The following is a 22517-nucleotide window of genomic DNA, read 5'->3' on the forward strand; positions in this document are numbered from 1 at the left end:
CGCTCGCAGCTCACAAACGCACGCTCCTGGCGCCCCCAACCCGCACATCGTGCGCTCCCAGCTCACGAACGCTGGCCCGCGGCGGTGCTGGTCAGGCCTGGGCGGAGCGGTCGTTGGTCGTGCCCGCGAGCTCCTGGCCGGTCAGCGCGTGGATCGCCGCCATCACCTCGTCCGTGACCTGGCGGCGGGCCTTGGCCGCGGGGACGCCGACGAAGCGCCCCGCCACCTCGATGGGGGTGCCGAACTTGACGGTGACCTTGGCGATCCGGGGCCACCGGGCGCCGACGGGCTGGATGTCGGGGGTGCCGATCAGGCCGACCGGCACGATCGGGCAGCCCGCCTGCAGCGCCAGCCAGGCCGCTCCGGTCTTGCCCTTGTAGAGACGACCGTCGCGCGATCGCGTGCCCTCCGGGTAGATGCCGGTGGCACCGCCGCGGCGGAGGACCTCCAGCTGCGCCTCGAGCGACTGCTGCGCGGCGCGGGACGAGTCGCGGTCGACCGGGATCGCGCCGACGGCCTCGAACATCTCGCGACGGATCGCCCCGGCGACGCCCGTGCCCGTGAAGTACTCCGCCTTGGCGAGGAAGGCCACCTGACGCGGCGCGGCCAGCGGGATCACGAAGCTGTCGATGAAGGACAGGTGGTTGCTCGCCAGGATCACCGGCCCACGCCGGGGGACGTTGTCGATGCCGTCGATGTGCGGTCGATAGATCGCGTGGGTCACCGGCTTGAGCACCGAGTGGACGAGTCGGTAGAACATGGACCCTCGCAGTCGACGGAACGGGCGTGCGGGCCGAGCCTAGCGGTCCCGTGCGTGGGGACAGACCTGCTGGCGCGCACCGCGTCCGTATGCCGGTCCCACCGCCATGCGCGCCACCGTCAGGGGGTGCGCTCCTCGATGACCTTGCCGCCGAGGATGCTGGCGATGACCGCCGGCCCGGCGGCACCCCCGTCGACGCTCTCGTCGTCGGTGCTGACGTCCTCGTCGGAGACCCGCTTGACCTGACGACCCTGGCCCTGACGTCCCTCCTGGGCAGCGGCCCGGCGCATCGCGCGCTGGTAGGGCGACAACGACGCCTCGTCGACCGGAACCCACTCGGCGTCGACCGGCTCGTCCTCGTCGCGCGGCTCACCAGCTGCGGAAGGTCGCGCGGGCCGGTCGGAGGTCTGACCGGAGCCGCGTGAGTCTCCGGCCTGCCCTGGGCCGCGTGAATCTCCGGTCTCTCCACCGCCGGGGGCGCGTGATCCCGGTGCGGCTGCTGCTGGGGGTGATGCCGACGAGGGGCCGGTCGCCGGATCCGACTCCGCCGCCGAAGGGGAGGGCGTCGCCCAGTCAGGAGCAGGGGAACCTGCCGCCCAGCCTCCCGAGCTGTCGTCGCCGCGGGACGGCGCACCGCCCATCCCCATGGCTTCGCGCATCTCCGGGGAGGGGGCATCGTCGTGGGCCGGTGAGCCCCCTTGTGACCGACCGCCCCCGTGCGCCGGAGCTGCGGGCCCGGAGCCAGCGTGGTCCGGTGGCGCCGAAGGCTCGGCCGTCGCCGGGCGGGGCGCCTGCTGACGCGGTGCGCCGTGGCCACCACCGCCGCCGCTGGCGTGCGACGCCAGGGGCACGCCCTCGACCTGGGCGTCCACGCCGATCACGTCGATGAGCGCCTGACGCACCACCTCGGCGTGGACCTTGCTGGTCGCGAAGCGTTGGGCCACTCCGGGATTGTTGATGCCGAGCACCACGCGGCGGCCGTCGAACTCCATGATCTGGGCGTGCTCGGACAGCATCGTCCAGGTCACGCGCTTCTCCTTGAACACGGTCGCCAGCACGTCGGGCCAGGCGCGACGGAGCATGTCGGCGTCGACCCCGCCGTGAGTCTGGGGTGCGCTCTGCGGGTGTGCGGCTGCCGGCCGGGTCTCGCGCACCTGCTCCTGCTGCAGCGCCTCGCGCTCCTCGGCCGAGACGCCACCGCTGCGAGGCACGTCACCCGGGGTGGGCTGGGCGGGCGGCGGCTCGTCGCTGACCCTCGAGGCGTCGGCCGCCACCTGCTCGCGACGCTCCTCCCCCTGCTCGGCAACGGGGGACGGCGACGAGCTCACGGTCGGCGAGGGGGCCGAGCTCGACGACGGGGACGACGGTGCAGGCACAGCAGGCGCCTGCGGCTGGGAATGGGGCTGCCCCTGCGCCTGGGACGAGGACTGGGCTCGTGACGGGGGGGCTGCAGCCGCGGCTGCCGGAGCGGAGGAGTCGGCGGGACGCCGGGCGGCGGCGCGTGCGGCCTCGGCACCGCTCAGACCCCCTTGGCGCGAGTCCGAGACCCCACGCGAGTCCGAGACCCCACGCGGGTCGGCACCCGGCTCGGCGGACGCGACGTGACCGCCACCGAGGTCCATGCGCCGCTCGAGGCGGTCGATGCGCGCGGCATACCCCTGCTCGCCGGCGGCGCCGGGCAGCAGCAGCCGGGCGCAGATGAGCTCGAGCTGCAGGCGCGGCGAGGTGGCGCCGGTCATCTCCGTGAGTCCGGTGTTGACGACGTCGGCGGCCCGGGAGAGGGCCCCGGCGCCGAAGCCGGCCGCCTGCGAGCGCATCCGCTCGAGCTGGTCCTCGGGCACGCCGCGCAGCACTGCGGCCGCGCCCTGGTCGGTGGCGAGGACGATGATCAGGTCGCGCAGCCGCTCGAGCAGGTCCTCGAGGAAGCGGCGCGGGTCCTGGCCCGACTCGATGACCTTGTCGATCTGACGGAACACGGCGGCCCCATCTGCGGCGGCGAGCGCGTCGACGGTGGCGTCGAGCAGCTCGACCTCGGTGAAGCCGAGCAGCGCCGCGGCCCGGTCGTAGGTCAGCCCCTCGTCGCCGGCGCCCGCCATGAGCTGGTCGAGCACGGAGAGGGAGTCACGGACCGAGCCGCCACCCGCGCGCACGACGAAGGACAGCACGCCCTGCGCCACCTGCACGCCCTCGGCGTCGCACAGCTCCTGCAGGTAGTCGGTCAGCCGGGCGGGCGGCACCAGCCTGAACGGGTAGTGGTGGGTGCGCGAGCGGATGGTGCCGATCACCTTGTCCGGCTCGGTGGTCGCGAAGACGAACTTCACGTGCTCGGGCGGCTCCTCGACGATCTTGAGCAGCGCGTTGAAGCCCTGCGGCGTCACCATGTGCGCCTCGTCGATGATGTAGACCTTGTAGCGCGAGCGCGCCGGGCCGTACGACGCCTTCTCCCGCAGGTCACGGGCGTCGTCGACACCACCGTGGCTCGCCGCGTCGATCTCGATCACGTCGACCGATCCCGCGCCACCGCGCGCCAGGGCCACGCACGACTCGCACGTGCCGCAGGGGGTGTCGGTCGGTCCCTGCTCGCAGTTGAGGCAGCGCGCGAGGATGCGGGCGGAGGTCGTCTTGCCGCAGCCGCGCGGACCGCTGAACAGGTAGGCATGGCTGGCCCGGCCCGATCGCAGGGCCTGCATCAGGGGCTCGGTCACGTGCTCCTGCCCGATGACGTCGGCGAACGTCTCGGGGCGGTAGCGGCGGTAGAGGGCTGTGCTCACGAGAACGACCCTAGTGGTCGCCTCTGACAAGGGGTATGCCGTCGCGCCGGCCTGCGGTGGCCGTGGCGGCATACGCGCTGGTCCACCGGCAGGAGGGGGGCATGAGAAGACCCCCCGCGCACCTGGAAGAGCTCTCTTGCCCTTGCTGCATTCCTGCCCTGGGGGAGTTGGGAGAGGTACCACCACGCGGGGGGCCGGTCCTCATGCTAGTGCAGCCCCCACCCCATCAGCCAATCCCGCCGGGCAGCCCGTTCGCCGCCCCGCGGACCGCCCGAGGGGTCTGTCGGACCCCTGACGTAGCCTGCAGCGCATGACGGAGGAGACCAGGTCCAGCAACGCGATGCGGCGTTCGCTCGCCCGAGCGCGGGAAGGCAAGGCGCTCGACGCCGCCGAGGCCGAGGTGCTGCTCGGGGCGCGAGGGACGGACCTCGAGGCGCTGTGCTCGGTGGCCGGACGGGTCCGCGACGCCGCGATGGTCCAGGCGGGGCGACCCGGCACGGTCACCTACTCCCGCAAGGTCTTCGTCCCGCTGACGCGCCTGTGCCGCGACCGCTGCCACTACTGCACGTTCGCGACCACGCCAGGACGCGTCGAGGCTCCCTACCTGTCGCTCGACGAGGTGGTCGAGATCGCCCGCGAGGGCGCGGCGCAGGGCTGCAAGGAGGCCCTGTTCACCCTCGGCGACCGCCCCGAGGACCGGTGGCCGGCGGCACGAGAGTGGTTGGACAGCAAGGGGTATGACGACACCCTGGCGTATGTCCGCGCCGCCGCGATCCGGGTGCTGGAGGAGACCGGGCTGCTCCCCCACCTCAACCCCGGCGTCATGAGCTGGTCCGACCTGCAGCGCCTCAAGCCGGTCGCACCCTCGATGGGGATGATGCTCGAGTCCACCTCGACGCGGCTGACCGAGCCGGGCGGACCCCACTTCGGCTCGCCCGACAAGGACCCGGCCGTGCGCCTGCGCGTGGTCGAGGACGCGGGCCGGGTCGGCGTGCCCTTCACGACGGGGATCCTCGTCGGCATCGGCGAGACGCCGGCCGACCGCGTGGAGTCGATCCTCGCGATCAGGCGCCTCGCCCGGGAGTACCACCACGTGCAGGAGGTGATCGTCCAGAACTTCCGCGCCAAGGACGACACCGCCATGCGGGCCTCCGAGGACGTCGGGCTCGAGGAGTACCTCGCGACGATCGCGGTGACCCGCGTCCTGCTCGGCCCGGGCACGAGCGTGCAGGCGCCGCCCAACCTCAGCGACATCGAGGACTGCGGGCGCCTGCTGGCCGCGGGGGTCGACGACTGGGGCGGGGTCTCGCCCGTCACGCCCGACCACGTCAACCCCGAGCGTCCCTGGCCCGAGATCGAGCTGTTGCGGACGGTCACGGAGGCCGCCGGGCTCGAGCTGCGCGAGCGCCTGACGGCTCACCCGCGCTTCGTGCAGGGCGCGCTCGGGCGGGACGAGGCGTGGATCGATCCGCGGCTGCACCCGCACGTCGCCGCCCTGGCCGACCCGGCGACGGGGCTGGCGCGCGAGGGCGTGCGGCCGGAGGGCCGGACCTGGCAGGAGCCGGACGGCGGGGCCGAGAGCGGCGGCCTGACGCAGAGCCGGGGTCGCGTCGACCTGCACGCCTCCATCGACACGACCGGCCGGTCCGAGGACCGGAGGAGCGACTTCGACGAGGTCTACGGCGACTGGGCGGCCGTCGCCGAGCGGGCGACCACGAGCGCGGCAGTCGCGGCACACGGGAGCGGCGTCTCGACCCCGTCCGACGCCCGGCAGGCGCTGGCACGCGCCGAGGCGGACCCGGCGGGGCTGTCCGACGAGGACTACCTCGCGCTGCTCACGAGCGAGGGCGACGACCTCGAGCAGGTGACCCGGCTCGCCGACGACCTGCGGCGCGAGACGGTCGGCGACGAGGTCACCTACGTCCTCAACCGCAACATCAACTTCACCAACGTCTGCTACGTCGGGTGCCGGTTCTGCGCGTTCGCCCAGCGCAAGACCGACGCCGACGCGTTCACGCTGTCCCTGGACGAGATCGCCTCTCGCGCCACGGAGGCCGTGACGCTCGGCGCCACCGAGGTGTGCCTGCAGGGCGGGATCAGCCCCGACCTCCGGCCCGGGGACTACGCGCGGATCGTGCGGGCGATCAAGGACGTCCAGCCCCAGCTGCACGTGCACGCCTTCTCCCCCATGGAGATCGCCACCGCCTCCGCCAAGGCCGGCGTCTCCCCGCGCGCGTGGCTCGAGGAGCTCCGCGAGGCCGGGCTGGACTCGATCCCCGGGACGGCCGCCGAGATCCTCGACGACGAGGTCCGCTGGGTGCTGACCAAGGGCAAGCTGCCCACCGCGCAGTGGATCGAGATCGTCGAGACCGCCCACACGCTGGGGATCCCCAGCTCCTCGACCATGATGTACGGCCACGTCGACCACCCCCGACACTGGGTCGGCCACCTGCGCACGCTCGCCGGGATCCAGGACCGCACAGGGGGATTCACGGAGTTCGTGCCACTGCCGTTCGTGCACACCAACGCACCGGTCTATCTCGCCGGGGTCGCCCGTCCCGGGCCGACGCTGCGGGACAACCGCGCCGTGCACGCGGTGGCCCGCATCCTGCTGCACGGCCGCATCCGCCACGTACAGACGTCCTGGGTCAAGCTCGGCGTCGACGGCGCCCGGCTGATGCTGCGCGGCGGCGCCGACGACCTCGGCGGCACGCTGATGGAGGAGACGATCAGCCGCATGGCGGGCTCGGAGCACGGGTCGGCCAAGACCGTCGAGGAGCTGCGCGAGATCACCGACGGCATTGGGCGGCCGCTGCGTCAGCGCTCGACCACGTATGCCGAGCTGGTCACCCCCGCCTGACCCCTCCTGTCCGCGAGGCGCCGGGCCGAGGCACCAGGCCAGCGGCGGCGCCGGCAGCGGGCTTGTCGGCATACGGCAGGAGCAGACTGCCCGGACATGTGCAGAGGCCCCGCACCGAACGACGTCGGTGCGGGGCCCCTGCTGTGGCGGAGGATGGGGGATTTGAACCCCCGAGGGTTTTATCCCAACACGATTTCCAATCGTGCGCACTAGGCCACTATGCGAATCCTCCGCCGAGCAATGTACCGGATGGGGAGGCCCGGCTCACAATCGAGCGTCACCGCCCCGTCGCCGGAGGTTCACCCGCCTCAGTTGCTGCAGGTCTGCGTCCCGGCCGGGACCGCGATCCCGTCGAAGGCCGCGGCGACCGACGAGCACTGCGCGGAGCCCTTGCCGTAGATCGCCTTGGCCTGGCGGATCGCACCCTCGCGGGCGTCGGCGTAGCCGGAGCGGGAGGTCAGCTCGTTGGTGAGGGTGGCGTACCAGACCTTGGCAGCGACGTCGCGGCCCGCGCCGACGACGGCCTTGCTGTTGCAGGTGGGGCTGTTGTAGCTGACGCCGCCGACCGACTTGGCGCCAGAGCCCTCCGAGGCGAGGTAGAACCAGTGGTTGAGCGGGCCCGACGAGTAGTGGACGTTGAGCCGGCCGACCTTGGAGGAGTAGCAGTCAGGGCTGCGACCGTCCTTGCTCGGCTTGTCCATGTAGCGGAAGGGCGCGCTGCCCAGCTCCTCGCCGATCAGGTAGTCGCCGGCGTCGACCGGGCTGGCGGCGTAGAACTCGACCATGGTGCCGAAGATGTCCGAGGTCGCCTCGTTGAGGCCGCCGGACTCCGCGCGGTAGGCCAGGCCGGCGGTGTTCTCGGTCACGCCGTGGGTCATCTCGTGGCCGGACACGTCCAGCGAGGTGAGCGGGTTGGCGTTGCCCGCACCGTCGCCATAAGTCATCTGCGTGCCGTCCCAGAAGGCGTTGTCGTAGGCGTTGCCGTAGTGGACCCGCGAGGGCGCCCCCTTGCCGGTGTCCCAGATGCCCTTGCGGCCGAAGGTCGTGAAGAAGTAGTCGTAGGTCTTCTGCGCGCCGAACTGGGCGTCGACCCCGACCGACGCGCGGTCGGACATCGTCCCGTTGCCCCAGACGTCGTCGGCGTCGGTGAGGACCGTGCCCGCGCCGGTGGTGGTGCCCTTGAGGTCGGCGGTCCGGTGCCCGAGGGCGTCGACCATCTGGAAGCTCGGCGCCGATCCGCTGGTGCCGACGGTGACGTTGCCGACGTGGATGCCGTTGCCCGTGCCGGGGGTGACGGTGTCCCAGCTCTCCAGCACCGCACCGGTCTTGGCGTCGACGGCGACGTGCAGCGCGGTGGGGGTCTGGTCGGTGCGGATGCCCTTGACGACGACCTCGTGGGCCAGGCGCGGGCCGGCGTCGCCGTTGTGGATCACGAGCTCGCTGCTGACCGTGGGGGTGCCGGCCAGGCCGGTCGCGGTGGCGCGAGCCGTGGCCTGGGCGGCGGCGGCGCTGACCTTGGGCGTCTTGTCAGAGAGGGCAACCGCACGACCGCGCCCCCAGGCGGTGCGCTGCACGGCGCCCTTGGCGTCGGAGTGGACGACGATGTCGCCGCCGACGACGCGCAGTCCGTCGACGCGACGGTCGTAGCGCGTGTGGGTCACGCCGTCGGGGGTGCGGCCGACGGTGCGCTGGATGAGCTGCTCTCCGGAGCCGAGGCCGAGCGCCCGCGCGGTGGCCCCGGCGGCGTCGGAGGGGGCGGCGGGGGCGGCCGACGACGTCGCGGGGGCGAGGATGGCGGCGAGCGCCAGGGCCAGCGGGGCGGTCAGGGCAGCAGCGGTGCGTGCGCGAGACATGGATCCTCCAGGGGGTCGTCGATGGATCTCCGCGGGGGCGGAGCGGGGGCCATCGACCCGTCGAGCAACGGGTGCGGGGAATCTACGTCCCGCAATCGTTCCTGGGAAGACCCTGACCAGCATGAGACCCGATCGATCACAGATGCGCAGGTCAGAGGGCTACCCGCCGGTATGCCGATCCGCCCGACCTCACGGAGCGTCACCATCTGGCGGCGACCGGGCCGCCATACGACCGGCGAAGGTCAGCCCGGTCAGGCACATCCGCAAGGGTCCGGCACATCGACCTGGGTCCGGCACGTCGACCTGCGGTGCCGACCCGGGCTGATGTTCCTACCTCAGGTAGGCACATCGACCTCGCGTGCTAGCTCAGGCGGATGTGACTACCTGAGGTAGGTCAGCGGCGGCGGCGGGCGGTGCCGAACAGCGAGCGCGTGATCTCGCGGCCGATCTGCGTGCCGGCGGACCGCAGCATCGACCGGAACGCCGAGGACTGCACGACCTGCTCGACGAGGCCGGGGTCGTCCTTCTCCGGCTTCTGGGGCTGCTCCGCCGGGGCAGGAGCGGGCGCGGGAGCCGGCGACGGGGCCGGCGCGGACGCCTGCTGGGCCGCCGTCAGCTTCTCGTACGCCGACTCGCGGTCCTGCGCCGCGGCGTAGCGCGCCGTCAGCGGCGACGCCGCCACCAGCCGGTCCAGCTCGGCGTCCGGGGTGGGGGCCATCAGCGACTGCGGCGCACGCATCCGGGTCCAGGCCACGGGCGTCGGCGCGCCGGTCTCGGACAGCACGGTGACGACGGCCTCGCCGGTGCCGAGCTGGGTCAGCAGCGCCTGCAGGTCGTAGCCCGAGCGCGGGTAGGTGGAGACCGCCGCCTTGAGCGCCTTGGCGTCGTCCGGGGTGAAGGCGCGCAGCGCGTGCTGCACGCGGTTGCCGAGCTGGCCGAGCACGCCGGCGGGGACGTCCTTGGGCGACTGGGTCACGAAGAAGACGCCGACGCCCTTGGACCGGATCAGCCGGACGGTCTGCTCGATCGCGTCGAGGAAGGCGTCCGACGCGTCGTCGAAGAGCAGGTGCGCCTCGTCGAAGAAGAACACGAGCTTGGGCTTGTCGACGTCGCCGACCTCGGGCAGGTCGTGGAACAGGTCGGCGAGCAGCCACATGAGGAAGGTCGAGAACAGCGCGGGGCGGTCCTGGACGGCGGGCAGCTCGAGGCAGGAGATGACGCCCCGACCGTCGGCCCCGACCTGCAGCAGGTCGGCGGTGTCGAACTCCGGCATCCCGAAGAACGCTGCGGCGCCTTGGTTCTCGAAGGTCACGAGCTCGCGCAGGATGACGCCGGCGGTCGCCTTGGACAGCCCGCCGATGGTCTTGAGCTCGGCCTTGCCCTCGTCGCTGGTGAGGTGCGTGATGACCTCGCGCAGGTCCTTGAGGTCGTCGAGCAGCAGGCCCTTGGTGTCGGCGTAGTGGAAGATCAGCCCGAGGCTGGACTCCTGGGTGTCGTTGAGCCCCAGCACCTTCGACAGCAGGGTGGGACCGAAGCTCGTGATCGTCGAGCGGATCGGGGCGCCCTTGCCGAGCCCGCCGAGCGTGAGCAGCTGAGTGGGGAAGCCCGTGGCCTCCCAGGTCTGACCGACGTCCGCGGCCCGCGAGGCGAGCCTGTCGTTGCTGACGCCGGGGGACGCGAGCCCCGACAGGTCACCCTTGATGTCGGCGAGGAAGACCGGCACTCCCCCGGTCGACAGCTGCTCGGCCATCAGCTGCAGCGTCTTGGTCTTGCCGGTGCCGGTGGCGCCCGCGACCAGACCGTGACGGTTCATCACGGCGAGCGGGATGCGCACGGGCACGTCCGGGTGGGCGGTGCCGTCGACGACGGCCGCGCCGAAGTCCAGGGCGGGGCCCTCGAAGGCATAGCCGGAACGGATCTGGTCGAGCTGCGAGGTCGAGTCGGTCACGCGTCCGACGATAGCGGTGGCTGGGTCGCCTGGCCCTGATCCGCGCGGCAGCCGTGGTGCACGCCTGGTGCGCCGACCAGCGCCCACCGACCAGCGTGCGGCAACCCCCGTGCACCGCGGACGGACACCTAGACTACGGAGCGTGATCTTCAAGGCCATCGGTGAGGCCCGCCCTTACCCCGAGCACGCCAAGGTGACGACCCGCGACTGGGCCGGCGTGGCGCCGAGCCTGGTCCGCCTGGACCAGCTGGTCACGACGCGCTCCACCCTCGACCTGCACCAGCTGCTGTCCGAGGACTCCACGTTCTACGGCGACCTGTTCGCGCACGTCGTCAAGTGGCAGGACACGCTCTATCTCGAGGACGGGCTGCACCGGGCTCTGCGCGCCGCCCTCCAGCAGCGCCCGCACCTGCACGCGCGGGTCCTCAACCTCGACGCCCCCGGTGCTCCGGTCGGCGAGCCGCTGCGCGAGCTCTAGCCTGGAGGGCGTGACCCACAGCTTCGAGCCCGCCCCCGAGAACCCCTTCGAGCACCCGTCGTGGTCGGTGAACGCCACGATCTACCAGATCAACACGAGACACTTCACGCCCGAGGGCACCCTGCGGGCCGCCATGGCGCACCTGCCCCGGCTCGCCGAGCTGGGCGTCGGGATCCTGTGGTTGATGCCGGTCCACGAGATCGGCGAGGTCAACCGCAAGGGTGGGCTCGGCTCCCCCTACGCGGTGCGCGACTACTACTCCGTGAGCGCCGAGCTGGGCACGGTCGAGGACCTCAAGGACTTCGTCGCCGCGGCGCACGACCTCGGCCTCAAGGTCATCCTGGACTGGGTCGCCAACCACACCGCCTGGGACAACGTGCTCGTCGAGCAGCACCCCGAGTGGTACGCCCGGGACTGGAAGGGCGACTTCCGCCCCACCCCGTGGTGGGACTGGGACGACATCATCGACCTGGACTACTCCCACGCCGAGCTGCGCGAGTGGATGACCGAGGCCATGGCCTGGTGGGTGCGCGAGGTCGACGTCGACGGCTACCGCTGCGACGTCGCCGGGATGGTGCCGACGGACTTCTGGGAGACGGTCCGCGCGGTGCTCGACGAGATCAAGCCCGTCTTCCTGCTCGCCGAGTGGGAGGCGCGCGACCTGCACCACCGCGCCTTCGACATGACCTACGGCTGGAGCTGGAACGACGCGCTGCACAAGATCGCCCACGGCAAGGCCGACCTGGAGGCGCTGCGCGTCTACTACGCGTGGGACGCCAAGGCCTACCAGCGCGACTCCATCCGCATGCTGTTCGTCTCCAACCACGACAAGAACGCCTGGGAGGGAACGGAGTACGAGCAGTTCGGCGACGCCCTCGAGGCCGCGATCGTGCTCTCGGTGGCCGGCAAGGGGATGCCCCTGATCCACAACGGCCAGGAGGCGGGCATGGACAAGCGGCTGTCCTTCTTCGACAAGGACGAGATCGTCTGGGCAGAGCACCCGATGCGCGACCTCTACGCCCGGCTGATCCGGCTGCGGCGCGACACCCGCGCGCTCTGGAGCGGCAAGCACGGCGCCCCGATGGTGCCGGTGCCCACGACGGCGGACGACCGGGTGCTGGCGTTCGTGCGCCAGGACGACGACACCAAGGTCTTCGCGGCCTTCAACCTGTCCCCCGAGCCGGTCTCGGTGGCCTTCCGCGAGTCCCCCGCGCCGGGCCGCTACCGCGACTTCTTCGGGTCCGACGGGTCTGACGGGTCCGACGAGCAGACCGTCGAGATCGTGGAGGGTGAGCCCGTGGAGCTGGGTCCCTGGGACTACCGCCTGCTCCTCGGCTGACGGTTGACGGCCGTATGACGAGCGCCCGGCGTCATACGGCCCTCAGCGGGCCGCGCGAGGCCGGTAGGTGACCGTCGTCGACGACGAGGTGGCCGCCGACGTCCCCAGGAAGCGGACGGTCACGGAGGTCGTGCTGCGCACGGTGAAGCTCGTCGGCACCCGACCGGCGGCGTCGGTGCGACGGTCCGAGCACTGCAGCCGGCCGCGCAGGTGCGACATCGCCCAGCAGGTGCGGACGGGCGCGTTGGCGAGGACGGAGCCGTTGACCGTGCGGGCGGTCACCGTGCCGGTGGCCATGGTGCCGACGACCGGGGCCCACGAGCGCACGCCCGACCAGCTGAGTGCCGCGGGGCAGGCCTTGACCGCGCAGAGCGCCTTGTTGGGGTCGAGGAGGCCGGCGCCGTACGTGTTGTCTCGGCCCCGCGTGCCGAGATCGGCCGCGGTGCGGCTCAGCAGCGCCTGCACCTGCGAGGTGGTCAGCGTGGGCCGAGCCGCCTTGAGACCGGCGACCGCGGCCGACACGGCGGGCGCGGCCATGGAGGTGCCGCTCATCCGGACGTAGCCCGAGCGGACCATGGCCCGGGGATAGGTCGAGACGATGCGGTCGCCGGGGGCCGCGATGTCGACGTAGGACCCGGTGCTGGAGTACGGCGCCGCTCGTCGGGCGCTGGTGGTGGCAGCCACGCCGATGACGTTGGCGTACGCCGCCGGGTAGGTCACCGGGTTGCCCTGGGCCCGCTCGTTGCCGGCGGCCGCGACGACCACTGCCCCCTTGGCGTTGGCGTACTGGACGGCCTTGTCCACCGCGGCGTCGCGGGTGCCGCCGAGGGACAGGTTGATGACCTTGGCGCCGCGGTTGGCGGCGTGGATGATGCCGCGGGCGATGTCGGACGACCACCCCTCACCGTTGGCGTCGAGCACCCTGATCGGCATGATGCGCGTGCCGGGCGCGAGACCCGCGATGCCCAGACGGTTGTGCGCGACGGCCGCGATGATGCCGGCGACGTGCGTGCCGTGCCCGTCGAGGTCGACAGCGCCGGCGCCCCGGGTCCCGCCCGCCGAGGGCTCGAGGAACTGCGCGCCCGGCACGAGCACCCCGCGCAGGTCGGGGTGGCTGCCGTCCACCCCTGTGTCGACGACGGCGACCGTGACGCCGGTGGTGCTCACCCGTGCGTGGAAGGTCTCGCCGCCGAGGGCGCTGAGGCTCCACTGCTGGGGGCGCAGCGGATCGTTGTATGCCGTCGCGCGCACCCTCGTGTCCACGGTGACGGCCACGGCGCCGGGCGTGTCCTGGGCGCGGTCGACGGCGCCGACGGCCTGGGCTGCCGGGACGGTCGCCGTGCTGATGACGGGCTGGCCGGAGACGACCCGGGTCGTGACGACGCGGATCCGCGAGGCGCCGGTGGCGAGCGCCGGGGCGGCCACGGCGCCGGGGGCGCTGGTGACCGAGGTGGTGCGGGCCGCCCACCCCTGCGGTCGACCCTCCGCCGGAGCCAGGGCCGGACCCGGAGCGGGAGCCGGACCCGGAGCGAACGGTCGGGCCCAGGTCGCGTGCGCGGACGCCCCAGCGGCGACGGCGGGGGCGACGCCCGAGGCATGGGCGGCGACGGGGCTGCCGACCGCCGGCGCGAGGGCGGCGAGGGCGGCGATCACGACGCCGGCGCGAGCACGGGTCTGCATGGTGGAGGGGTCCTTCGACGAGGGCACGGGAGCAGGGTTCGCACCACGCGGTCACAGAACGTTACGTCGCCTGACCATGCGTCACACCGTGGATGGTATCAGCGTGACGCGTTCGACGCCGAAGCCCACCCGTTCGGCGCAACCCGTCAGGCGGGCCCGCCCGCCCAGGGGAAGCGAGGGTCCCGCCGCTCGGTGAACGCCAGCACACCCTCCGCCAGCTCGCCGGACGCGATCGTCTCGCGGTAGCGCGCCTGCGCCGCGGGCTCCGGGTCCTCGCCGTCGAGCAGCAGCCGCACCGTCTCCTTGACCGCCGCGATCGTGAGCTGCGAGCGGCTGCACAGCTCGTCGGTCAGCCCCGCGACCGCGTCGTCCAGCTCGCCCGGCCCGGTCAGCACGTCGACCAGGCCCACCCGGTGCGCCTCGAGCGCGTCGATCAGGCCGGCGGTCAGGAGCAGCCGCCGGGTCGTCGCCGGTCCGACCAGGTCCAGCAGGGTCCGTATGCCGGTCGGCGCGTAGGCCACCCCCAGCCGGGCGGGCGTCACCCCGAACCGCGCACCCTCCTCGGCCACCCGCAGGTCGCACGACGCGGCCAGTTCCAGCCCGCCCCCGATGCAGCTGCCCCGCACGGCGGCCACCGTCGGCTTGCGGCAGTCCAGCAGGGCCCGCTGAGCGGCGAGGTCCGCCTCGCGGACCGGCACCATCGGATCGGCCGGGTCAGGGCCCGACAGGAGGTCGCCGATGTCGGCACCGGCACAGAAGTGGTCCCCGGCTCCCACGACCACCACGACCCGGACCGCCGGGTCCTCGACCAGGTCCCCCAGGACGTGCGGAAACCGTTGCCACATCTCGAGGCTCATCGCGTTTCGCTTGGCGGGACGGTCCAGGACGAGGCGGGCGACCCCGCCGTCGACATACGTGCTGAGCCCCTCGACGGTCGTCATGGCACCACCCCACCACAGGACCGGCCCGAGGGACGCACCTCCCCCGCCGGTCAACTACCCTGGAGCGATGCCGTCACGCAGGTCCTTCCTTCGCCTGACGGCCTTCGGGATCCTCGTGATCGCCCTCGTCACCCTCCTCACCCCGCTGCTGCGCCCGCGCACCGAGCCCGTGGCGCAGCCCGGCCCCCTCGTGGTCGTCTCGATGCCCACCCTGCGCTGGGCCGACGTCGACGAGCGCCGCACCCCCACCCTGGACCGGCTCGCCGACGACGCCGCCATCGGCAACCTCGCCACCCACGCCGTGGCCGGGCACAGCTGCTCCGGGTCGGTCTGGGCCACCCTGTCGTCCGGGTTCCGCGTCTCCCTCGACGACGGCACGCCCGAGGCACCGGCAAGCGGTCCCGTCGTGCCCTGCCCACCGATCCCCCGCCCGGTCCCGACCGGCGGCCTCGGCGAGCTGGGCGGCCCGGCGCGCTTCCCGGACTTCCCGCGCTGGCGGGCCGAGCTGCTGGCCCAGCCCGTGCCCGCCGAGCTCGGCCTCCTCGGCACGCAGCTGCTCGAGCGGCGCCAGTGCATCGCCGCGGCCGGGGCTGGAGCGGCGGTCGGGGCGGTGCGCAAGGACGGCACCGTGGCGTCGTACGAGCCCGACCCCCGGCGCGCCGACCTGCGGCGCTGCCCCATCACCTTCGTGTCCTTCGACGGCGTCGACGACGCCGGGCTGGCGCGGATCATCGACCGGCTGCCGCGCGAGGCGACCCTGGTCGTCACGGGGCACGCCGACGACCAGGCGCCCGAGTCGTTGCGCGCGGTCCTGATGAGGGGCCCCGGCATCCCCGAGGGGCGGCTGACGTCGGCCTCGTCGCGCCAGCCCGGGCTGATCCGCACCACCGACCTCACCGCCCTGGTGACCTCGCGCGTCTCGGCGCTGCCCGGCACGAGCTACGAGGGTCGCATCCCCGTGGTGCTGCCCGGGGCGAGCGGCGACGACGTGCGCGCCGAGCTGGCCGGCACCGCCCGGGCCCTGGACGTGCAGCACCACCTCGTGCGGCCGTTCTTCACGACCTACGTCCTCGTCTCGCTCGTCACCATCGGCGTCATCCTGCTCGTGCTGCAGCGGGACCGCAGCCGGGGCCAGACGATCCGTCGGTCCTCGGCCGGGCGGGCCCTGCGCATCGCCTCCGCCGCGGTGGCCGCCGTCCCCGTCTCGACCATCCTCGCCGGACTGGTGCCGTGGTGGCGGTGGGACCACCCGACGCTGGGCCTGGTGATCTCGGTCCTGGGGTGGGCGGCGGTGCTCGCCACGGTCGCGCTGCGGGGACCCTGGCGGAGCCGGCGAGCCGGACCCGCAGGATTCCTCGCGGCGACGACGGCTCTCGTCCTCGCCGTCGACCTCGTGCTCGGCGGTCACCTGCAGCTGATGACCATGATGGGGTTGCAGCCCGTCTACGGCGGGCGCCTGCACGGGCTCGGCAACGTCGGGTTCGCCCTCACGGCCAGCGGAGCCCTGCTCGCCGCCTCCCTGCTCACGGGGCGCCTGTCCCGCCGCGACCCCAGCCGGGCGGCCCGGGTGATCGCGGCCATGGGCATCGTCACGGTCGCGGTCGACGGGCACTACGCCCTCGGGGACGAGGCCGGCGGGTCCCTGGCGCTGGTCTGGGGCTTCGGCTACCTCGCCCTCAAGGCCTCGGGGCGACGCACGACCTGGCGGGGCGTGGCCCTGATCGCGGCCCTCAGCGCCTTCACCGCGCTGGTCATGGCGACCCTCGACATGCTGCGACCGCGCTACGAGCGCAGCCACATCGGTGACTTCCTCGCCACCCTGATCGAGACCGGCGACCTCACCTCGGTCGTGCGCAGCACCTTCGTCAACAACTGGTCCATGCTCACCTCGCAGTGGGTCAACCTCGGCGTGCCCGTCCTGCTCCTCCTCGCCGCCTGGGCCGCCCGCCGCCCGCTCTCCTCGCTCGGGCGCCCCCTCACCCGTCTCGAGCGCCAGATCCCCCTGCTGCGCATCGGCTTCACCGCCATCGTGCTCTGCTGGATCGTCGGCTTCCTCACCAACGACTCCGGCACCTCGATCCCGCCCGCCGGCTCGATCCTGATCGTGCCGCTGGTCGTGCTGATGACCGCCTGCGCGCCCCAGCCCCCGGCCGACCACGCGCCTGGCCACGCCCCGGATCGCGCGGCGGACGCAGCAGCCTCCTGAGGGGAGCCACCGCCCCCGCTCACCCTGGGTCTTCTGCCAGGCGGAAGGGCTCTGGCCCCCGCGTCGTGGCCTCTGTCACTGTGGGGCTCCCTGCCAGGAATCCTGGCAACTAGACGGAGGTCCCCCAACGTGTCAGAGTCGACTCGCTTTGATGAGGATCCGCGCCAGATCCTCGCCAAGGGCCGGATGGGCGGGCGGCAGTACCTCGCCGTCGCCATCGCGACCACCCTCAACGCCCTCGACGGCTTCGACGTCCTGTCCATCAGCTTCGCCTCGCCCGGCATCGCCAAGGAGTGGGGCGTCAGCCGGGCCGCGCTCGGCCTGGTCCTGTCGATGGAGCTCATCGGCATGGCGGTCGGCTCGATCATCCTCGGCAACATCGCCGACCGGATCGGTCGCCGCAAGACGCTGATGGTCTCGCTCGTCATCATGGGCCTCGGGATGTATCTCGCGACGCATGCCACCGGCGTCGTGGTCCTCTCGGCATACCGGCTGCTCACCGGCCTCGGCATCGGGGGCATGCTCGCGGTGACCAACGCCGTCGTCGCCGAGTTCTCCAACGCCAAGCTCAAGAGCATGTTCGTCGCGATCATGTCCGCGGGATACCCGGTCGGCGCCATCGTCGGAGGCTCGATCGCCTCCGGCCTGCTCGCCTCCACGGGCGACTGGCGCTCGGTCTTCTACTTCGGAGTCGTCATGTCCGTCGTGATGCTCCCGGTCGTGTACTTCGTCCTGCCGGAGTCGGTCGGCTACCTCGTCCAGAAGCGTCCGCACGGCGCGCTGGAGCGGATCAACGACACGATGACCAAGCTCGGTCACCGCACCGTCGCGAGCCTGCCCCCGATGACCGCCGACGAGCCGCGCACCTCGGTCAAGCAGCTCTTCTCCGGCGGCCTCGGCCGGATCACGATCCTGCTGACCGCGGCCTACTTCGCCCACATCATGACCTTCTACTTCATCCTCAAGTGGGTCCCCAAGATCGTCGTCGACATGGGCTTCTCGCCCGCGTCCGCCGGTGGCGTCCTGGTGTGGGCCAACGTCGGTGGCCTCATCGGCGCCCTGACGCTCAGCTTCCTGTCGGTCCGGCTCTCGACCCGCCTGCTGGTCATCGGCGCCATGCTGGCGTCCACCGCGGCCGTCATCTTCTTCGGCCACGGCGCCGACGGTCTCGCCGGGCTGTCCTTCCTCGCGGCCATCGGTGGCTTCTTCACCAACGGCGCCGTCTCCGGGCTCTACGCCCTCGTCGCGCACTCGTTCCCGTCGGCGGTCCGCGCCGGCGGCACTGGCTTCGTGATCGGTGTCGGCCGCGCCGGCGCCGCGCTGGGTCCCGTCCTCGCCGGCCTGCTCTTCCAGAGCGGCATGGGCCTGCAGGGCGTGGCCATCGCCATGGCCATGGGCTCGATCATCGGCGCGGTCTGCCTGCTGGGCCTGCGCACCACCCGGGAGTCCGCCCTCTGATGCTGCGGCCCTGAGGGACCGGCCGCAGGACCGGCCCTCGGCGTTCGGCCCTGTGGCTGGGCGGCAGCACCGACAACGCACAAGACTGATGACCGGCCGGCACCACCGGCCAGGAGACGAAGGAGTCCCGCATGTCCGTCACCGAGCACACGTCTGTCGCCCAGCCCGCCGGCAACCCGGGCCCGGCCACCGCCAAGATCCTGTCCTTCCCCCTCAACACCTGGTACGTCGCCGCGTGGGACCACGAGGTCACCAACAAGGCACCGCTGTCGCGCCGCGTCTGCGACAAGCCCCTCGCGCTCTGGCGGACCACGGACGGCCGCGTGGTGGTGCTGGCCGACGCGTGCTGGCACCGCCTCGCCCCGCTCAGCCACGGCGCCGTGGTCGGGGACGAGATCCAGTGCCCCTACCACGGGATGCGCTACGACGCGGCGGGCCGCTGCACCCACATGCCGGCGCAGCGGACGATCAACCCGAGCGCCGCGGTCCCGTCATACCCCGCCGTGGAGCGCTATCGCTTCATCTGGGTCTGGCTCGGCGACCCGGACCTGGCCGACCCGGACACCATCCCCGACATGCACCAGATGACCTCCCCGGAGTGGGCGGGCGACGGCGAGACGATCCACGCCGACTGCAACTACCAGCTCGTCGTCGACAACCTCATGGACCTCACCCACGAGGAGTTCGTCCACTCGTCGTCGATCGGGCAGGAGGAGCTGAGCGAGGCCGGCTTCGACACCACCCACACGGACACCACCGTCACGGTGACGCGGCACATGAGCGACATCGACCCGCCGCCGTTCTGGCTCAAGAACATGAACGACAAGTTCCCCGGGTTCTCCGGCAAGGTCGACCGCTGGCAGATCATCCACTTCCAGGCGCCGTCGACGGTGTGCATCGACGTGGGCGTCGCCAAGGCCGGCACCGGGGCGGCCGAGGGTGACCGCAGCGAGGGCGTCAACGGCTATGTCATGAACACCATGACCCCCGAGACCGACCGCACGAGCCACTACTTCTGGGCCTTCGTGCGCAACTACCGCCTCGAGAGCCAGACGATCACGACCCAGCTCCGCAACGGGGTGCACGGCGTCTTCGGCGAGGACGAGGTCATGCTCAAGGCGCAGCAGGAGGCCATCGACGCCAACCCCGAGCACGAGTTCTACAGCCTCAACATCGACATGGGTGGCATGTGGGCCCGCCGCATCATCGAGCGCATGCTCGCAGCGGAGGGACGAGGCTGATGGCGGTCGACCAGGTCGCCCACTGGCAGGAGGTCGACGTCGTCGAGGTCGACGACGCGGCCGACGGGATCCGTCGGGTGGTCCTGCGGTATGCCGAGCCGCAGGTCGCCCGCCCCGGGGCGCACGTCGACGTCCGGGTCCCCACACCGGACCGCGGCACCCTCACGCGCTCCTACAGCGTCGTCGAGTCGCTGGACGGCGGTCGCCGCCTCGCCCTGTCGGTCCACCGGTCGGCGGCCAGCCGCGGTGGCTCGGTCGCCATGCACGCCCTCGTCCCGGGTGACCGGCTGCGGGCCACCCAGCCCCTGCAGAACTTCCCCCTGGGGGTGGGTGCGAGCCGGTATGTCGTCCTCGCGGGCGGCATCGGCATCACGGCCGTCCTGAGCATGGCACGTGCCCTCAGGGCCCGCCGGTCCGACTACGACGTCCACTACGTCGGCCGCACCCGCGCCGCCATGGCCTACGTCGACCAGCTCGCCGCCGAGCACGGTGACCGCGTCCGCCTCGCCGTCGACGCCGAGGGCACGCCGCTGGACGTCGAGGGCCTGCTCGACGACATCGCCGGCGACGAGCGGGCCGCGTCCACCGAGCTCTACATGTGCGGACCGATCCGGCTGATGGACGCCGTGCGGCGCGGGTGGGAGCGCCGCGGGCTGCCGGTGACCAACCTGCGCTTCGAGACCTTCGGCAACTCAGGGTCCTGGGCCCCGCAGGACTTCGTCGTCCGCGTCCCCGCGGCCGGGGTCGAGGTGCGGGTCGACGCCAGCACGACGATGCTCGAGGCCCTGGAGCGGGCGGGCGTCGACATGATGTGGGACTGCCGCAAGGGCGAGTGCGGCCTGTGCCAGGTCAAGGTGACCGCCCTGGACGGCCAGGTCGACCACCGCGACGTCTTCCTCTCCGCCGACGAGAAGGCCGGCGACGACCGCCTCTGCGCCTGCGTCTCCCGCGCCGTCGCCCACGGCACCCCCCGGATCGGGGACACGGACGAGCCGGACGACGCGCCGCCGCGCTCGCCCGAGCGGCCCGCCGTCGTCACGATCGAGACCACCTGAGGCAGGGTCGGATCCGCCGTGCCACCATCGTCATCACGCGCCTGCGCCCATTGCTCCCTCGAATCCGGTGGTGCCCCATGACCATTCGCATCCTCTCGTCCAAGGCTCCCGCGCCGCTCCTGGCCCGGCTCGTGACGGAGCTCGGGGCCGAGCCCGCGGCGCAGGGCGGCGCTGACGACGTCGTCGCGGACGCCGCCGGTGGGGTCGACGTCGAGCAGCAGGTGGCCTCGGGCGCCGGCGTGGACGTCGTCGTCCTGGCCTCCGGAGCCATCGAGCGCCTCGCCGCGCAGGGCCACGTCCTGCCCGAGCCGCAGGAGCTCGTCCTCGCCACCGAGGCCGTCGTGGCGGTCGCCGACGGCTCCAGCCGTATGGCGGGCGCCGACGGCGCCGACCTCCCGGACGTCTCGACCCCCGAGGCGTTGCGGGCGGCCGTCGAGCGGGCCCGCGCCGTGGGCATCTCCACCGGCCCCAGCGGCGACGCCGTCCGCCGCATCCTCGACGCGTGGGGTCTTGCCGACCGCACCGTGGTGGCCCCGCCCGGCGTCCCCGTCGGGTCCATGCTCGCCGACGGCACCGCCGACCTCGTCGTCCAGCAGCGCACCGAGCTGGAGGGCATGACGGGCGTCGCCGTCGTCGGCCCGCTCCCGGGGGACCTGGCGCTCACGAGCAGGTTCGTCGGCGCGGTGGTCTCCGCCTCCGACCAGCCCGAGGCCGCGGCCGCCGTCCTCGCCGGCATCGCGCGCCTCGCCCGGTCCTGCGACTGACCCCGCCTCCCCGACCCGACCCTCGTCCTGCACACGTCGTCCCGTCCACGCCCGCCCCGTCCACGCCAGCCCCGTCCACGCCAGCCCCGTCTACGCCAGCCCCGCCCCGCCACAAGGAGCCCCGCATGATCATCGACATCCACGGTCACTACACGACGGCTCCGCCGCAGCTCGGCGCGTGGCGGGACCGGCAGGTCGCGGCATACGACACCGGCGGTGCAGCCCCCGCGAGCAGCGAGCTGGTGATGAGCGACGACGAGATCCGCGAGACGATCCAGACCCAGCAGCTCGCCACGATGCGCGAGCGCGGGATCGACCTCACGGTGTTCAGCCCGCGGGCAAGCTTCATGGCGCACCACCTCGGCGACGCGGCGGTCTCGGAGGCCTGGGCGGCCATCTGCAACGAGCTCTGCCACCGGGTCAGCCGCCTGTTCCCCGACAGCTTCATCGGAGCCGCCATGCTCCCGCAGTCGCCGGGCGTCCCGATCGAGCGCTCGCTGCCCGAGCTCGACAAGGCCGTCACCGAGTACGGCTTCGTCGGCGTCAACGTCAACCCCGACCCCTCCGGCGGCCGGTGGTCGAGCCCGCCGCTGACGGACCGTTACTGGTACCCCCTCTACGAGAAGATGGTCGAGCACGACATCCCCGGGATGATCCACGTGTCGACGAGCTGCGTGCCGGCCGTCCACACGACCGGCGCCTACTACCTGGGCGCCGACACCACGGCGTTCATGCAGCTGATCCAGGGTGACCTGTTCGCCGACTTCCCGACGCTGCGGTTCGTGATCCCCCACGGCGGCGGCGCCGTGCCCTACCACTGGGGACGCTTCCGTGGCCTGGCGCAGCAGCTGGAGCGGCCCCCGGCCGAGGAGCTGCTCCGCAACGTCTACTTCGACACCTGCGTCTACCACCAGCCCGGCGTCGACCTGCTCACCCAGGTCATCCCCACGGACAACATCCTGTTCGCCTCCGAGATGATCGGCGCGGTCCGCGGCATCGACCCGCTCACCGGGCACGGCTACGACGACACCCGCCGGTATGTCGACGGCACCCCGCACCTCGACGACGCCGGTCGCGCCGCCGTGTTCGAGCACAACGCCCGCCGCGTCTACCCCCGGCTCGACGCAGCCATCTCCTGATCGCCACCCGCCTGAGAGGATCCA

Annotated in this window: 15 protein-coding genes, 1 tRNA gene and 1 other RNA gene; 9 read left to right on the forward strand and 8 right to left on the reverse strand. The window is 72.6% G+C overall.

Features of this window, described 5'->3' with window-relative positions; translation table 11 throughout:
- Positions 1-91: 91 nt before the first annotated feature.
- The 3 genes from B4E97_RS00680 to ffs form a co-directional block, all read right to left on the reverse strand.
- A complete protein-coding gene (locus B4E97_RS00680) occupies positions 92-760 on the reverse strand; it encodes a lysophospholipid acyltransferase family protein (RefSeq protein WP_029211736.1) in 669 nt (222 codons plus the stop codon).
- A gap of 119 nt (positions 761-879) precedes the next feature.
- Entirely contained in the window at positions 880-3531 is a 2652-nt protein-coding gene (locus tag B4E97_RS00685; protein ID WP_286958284.1) for a DNA polymerase III subunit gamma and tau, read from the reverse strand.
- A 102-nt stretch (positions 3532-3633) separates the two neighbouring features.
- Positions 3634-3730, reverse strand: an RNA gene (gene ffs / locus B4E97_RS00690) — signal recognition particle sRNA small type.
- A 111-nt stretch (positions 3731-3841) separates the two neighbouring features.
- Between ffs and B4E97_RS00695 the strand changes: the two genes are divergently transcribed.
- Positions 3842-6391, forward strand: a complete 2550-nt coding sequence (locus B4E97_RS00695) for a bifunctional FO biosynthesis protein CofGH (protein WP_286958285.1) — start codon at positions 3842-3844, stop codon at positions 6389-6391.
- A 144-nt stretch (positions 6392-6535) separates the two neighbouring features.
- Here the strand turns inward: B4E97_RS00695 and B4E97_RS00700 are convergent.
- The 3 genes from B4E97_RS00700 to B4E97_RS00710 form a co-directional block, all read right to left on the reverse strand.
- A tRNA-Ser gene (locus B4E97_RS00700) sits at positions 6536-6623 on the reverse strand.
- A gap of 76 nt (positions 6624-6699) precedes the next feature.
- Positions 6700-8244, reverse strand: a complete 1545-nt coding sequence (locus B4E97_RS00705; RefSeq protein ID WP_286958286.1) for a M4 family metallopeptidase — start codon at positions 8242-8244, stop codon at positions 6700-6702.
- A gap of 394 nt (positions 8245-8638) precedes the next feature.
- Positions 8639-10351, reverse strand: coding sequence for a helicase HerA-like domain-containing protein (locus B4E97_RS00710; protein ID WP_414632778.1), 1713 nt, complete (start codon positions 10349-10351; stop codon positions 8639-8641).
- Between B4E97_RS00710 and B4E97_RS00715 the strand changes: the two genes are divergently transcribed.
- Both B4E97_RS00715 and B4E97_RS00720 read left to right on the forward strand, forming a co-directional pair.
- Positions 10335-10670 carry a type II toxin-antitoxin system VapB family antitoxin gene (locus tag B4E97_RS00715; protein WP_286958289.1) on the forward strand — a complete coding sequence of 112 codons (336 nt, stop codon included), beginning with the start codon at positions 10335-10337 and terminating at the stop codon, positions 10668-10670. The two genes, B4E97_RS00710 and B4E97_RS00715, sit on opposite strands and share 17 nt — an antisense overlap.
- A gap of 10 nt (positions 10671-10680) precedes the next feature.
- Positions 10681-12009: an alpha-amylase family glycosyl hydrolase gene (locus B4E97_RS00720; RefSeq protein ID WP_286958290.1), complete on the forward strand. Its 1329-nt coding sequence runs from the start codon at positions 10681-10683 to the stop codon at positions 12007-12009.
- A gap of 42 nt (positions 12010-12051) precedes the next feature.
- On the opposite strand, the gene B4E97_RS00725 is transcribed toward B4E97_RS00720, so the two are convergent.
- On the reverse strand, positions 12052-13689 hold the full coding sequence (locus B4E97_RS00725) for a S8 family serine peptidase (RefSeq protein WP_286958291.1): 1638 nt from the start codon (positions 13687-13689) through the stop codon (positions 12052-12054).
- A 146-nt stretch (positions 13690-13835) separates the two neighbouring features.
- A complete protein-coding gene (locus B4E97_RS00730; protein WP_286958292.1) occupies positions 13836-14630 on the reverse strand; it encodes an enoyl-CoA hydratase/isomerase family protein in 795 nt (264 codons plus the stop codon).
- A 67-nt stretch (positions 14631-14697) separates the two neighbouring features.
- On the opposite strand from B4E97_RS00730, the gene B4E97_RS00735 reads away from it, so the two are divergent.
- The 6 genes from B4E97_RS00735 (at position 14698) to B4E97_RS00760 (ending at position 22493) form a co-directional block, all read left to right on the forward strand.
- Positions 14698-16836: a hypothetical protein gene (locus tag B4E97_RS00735; protein WP_286958293.1), complete on the forward strand. Its 2139-nt coding sequence runs from the start codon at positions 14698-14700 to the stop codon at positions 16834-16836.
- Positions 16837-16965: 129 nt separating this feature from the next.
- Entirely contained in the window at positions 16966-18294 is a 1329-nt protein-coding gene (locus B4E97_RS00740) for an MFS transporter (protein ID WP_286958294.1), read from the forward strand.
- A gap of 131 nt (positions 18295-18425) precedes the next feature.
- Positions 18426-19535, forward strand: a complete 1110-nt coding sequence (locus B4E97_RS00745; RefSeq protein WP_286958295.1) for an aromatic ring-hydroxylating oxygenase subunit alpha — start codon at positions 18426-18428, stop codon at positions 19533-19535.
- Positions 19535-20590: a PDR/VanB family oxidoreductase gene (locus B4E97_RS00750; RefSeq protein WP_239261469.1), complete on the forward strand. Its 1056-nt coding sequence runs from the start codon at positions 19535-19537 to the stop codon at positions 20588-20590. Before B4E97_RS00745 ends, B4E97_RS00750 begins: the two co-directional genes overlap by 1 nt.
- A 77-nt stretch (positions 20591-20667) precedes the next feature.
- A complete protein-coding gene (locus B4E97_RS00755; protein WP_286958297.1) occupies positions 20668-21354 on the forward strand; it encodes a molybdate ABC transporter substrate-binding protein in 687 nt (228 codons plus the stop codon).
- A gap of 125 nt (positions 21355-21479) precedes the next feature.
- Positions 21480-22493, forward strand: a complete 1014-nt coding sequence (locus B4E97_RS00760) for an amidohydrolase family protein (RefSeq protein ID WP_029211722.1) — start codon at positions 21480-21482, stop codon at positions 22491-22493.
- Positions 22494-22517: the final 24 nt, after the last annotated feature.

Origin of the sequence: Arsenicicoccus sp. UBA7492, from assembly GCF_002479615.1 — a bacterium.
GTDB classification, from domain to species: Bacteria; Actinomycetota; Actinomycetes; order Actinomycetales; family Dermatophilaceae; genus Arsenicicoccus; species Arsenicicoccus bolidensis.

Bases quoted from the DNA above. Each gene is read 5' to 3' on its own strand.
- B4E97_RS00680 (WP_029211736.1), bottom strand. From the start codon at position 760: ATGTTCTACCGACTCGTCCACTCGGTGCTCAAGCCGGTGACCCACGCG.
- B4E97_RS00695 (WP_286958285.1), top strand. From the start codon at position 3,842: ATGACGGAGGAGACCAGGTCCAGCAACGCGATGCGGCGTTCGCTCGCC.
- B4E97_RS00705 (WP_286958286.1), bottom strand. From the start codon at position 8,244: ATGTCTCGCGCACGCACCGCTGCTGCCCTGACCGCCCCGCTGGCCCTG.
- B4E97_RS00710 (WP_414632778.1), bottom strand. From the start codon at position 10,351: ATGGCCTTGAAGATCACGCTCCGTAGTCTAGGTGTCCGTCCGCGGTGC.
- B4E97_RS00725 (WP_286958291.1), bottom strand. From the start codon at position 13,689: ATGCAGACCCGTGCTCGCGCCGGCGTCGTGATCGCCGCCCTCGCCGCC.
- B4E97_RS00730 (WP_286958292.1), bottom strand. From the start codon at position 14,630: ATGACGACCGTCGAGGGGCTCAGCACGTATGTCGACGGCGGGGTCGCC.
- B4E97_RS00735 (WP_286958293.1), top strand. From the start codon at position 14,698: ATGCCGTCACGCAGGTCCTTCCTTCGCCTGACGGCCTTCGGGATCCTC.
- B4E97_RS00745 (WP_286958295.1), top strand. From the start codon at position 18,426: ATGTCCGTCACCGAGCACACGTCTGTCGCCCAGCCCGCCGGCAACCCG.
- B4E97_RS00750 (WP_239261469.1), top strand. From the start codon at position 19,535: ATGGCGGTCGACCAGGTCGCCCACTGGCAGGAGGTCGACGTCGTCGAG.
- B4E97_RS00755 (WP_286958297.1), top strand. From the start codon at position 20,668: ATGACCATTCGCATCCTCTCGTCCAAGGCTCCCGCGCCGCTCCTGGCC.
- B4E97_RS00760 (WP_029211722.1), top strand. From the start codon at position 21,480: ATGATCATCGACATCCACGGTCACTACACGACGGCTCCGCCGCAGCTC.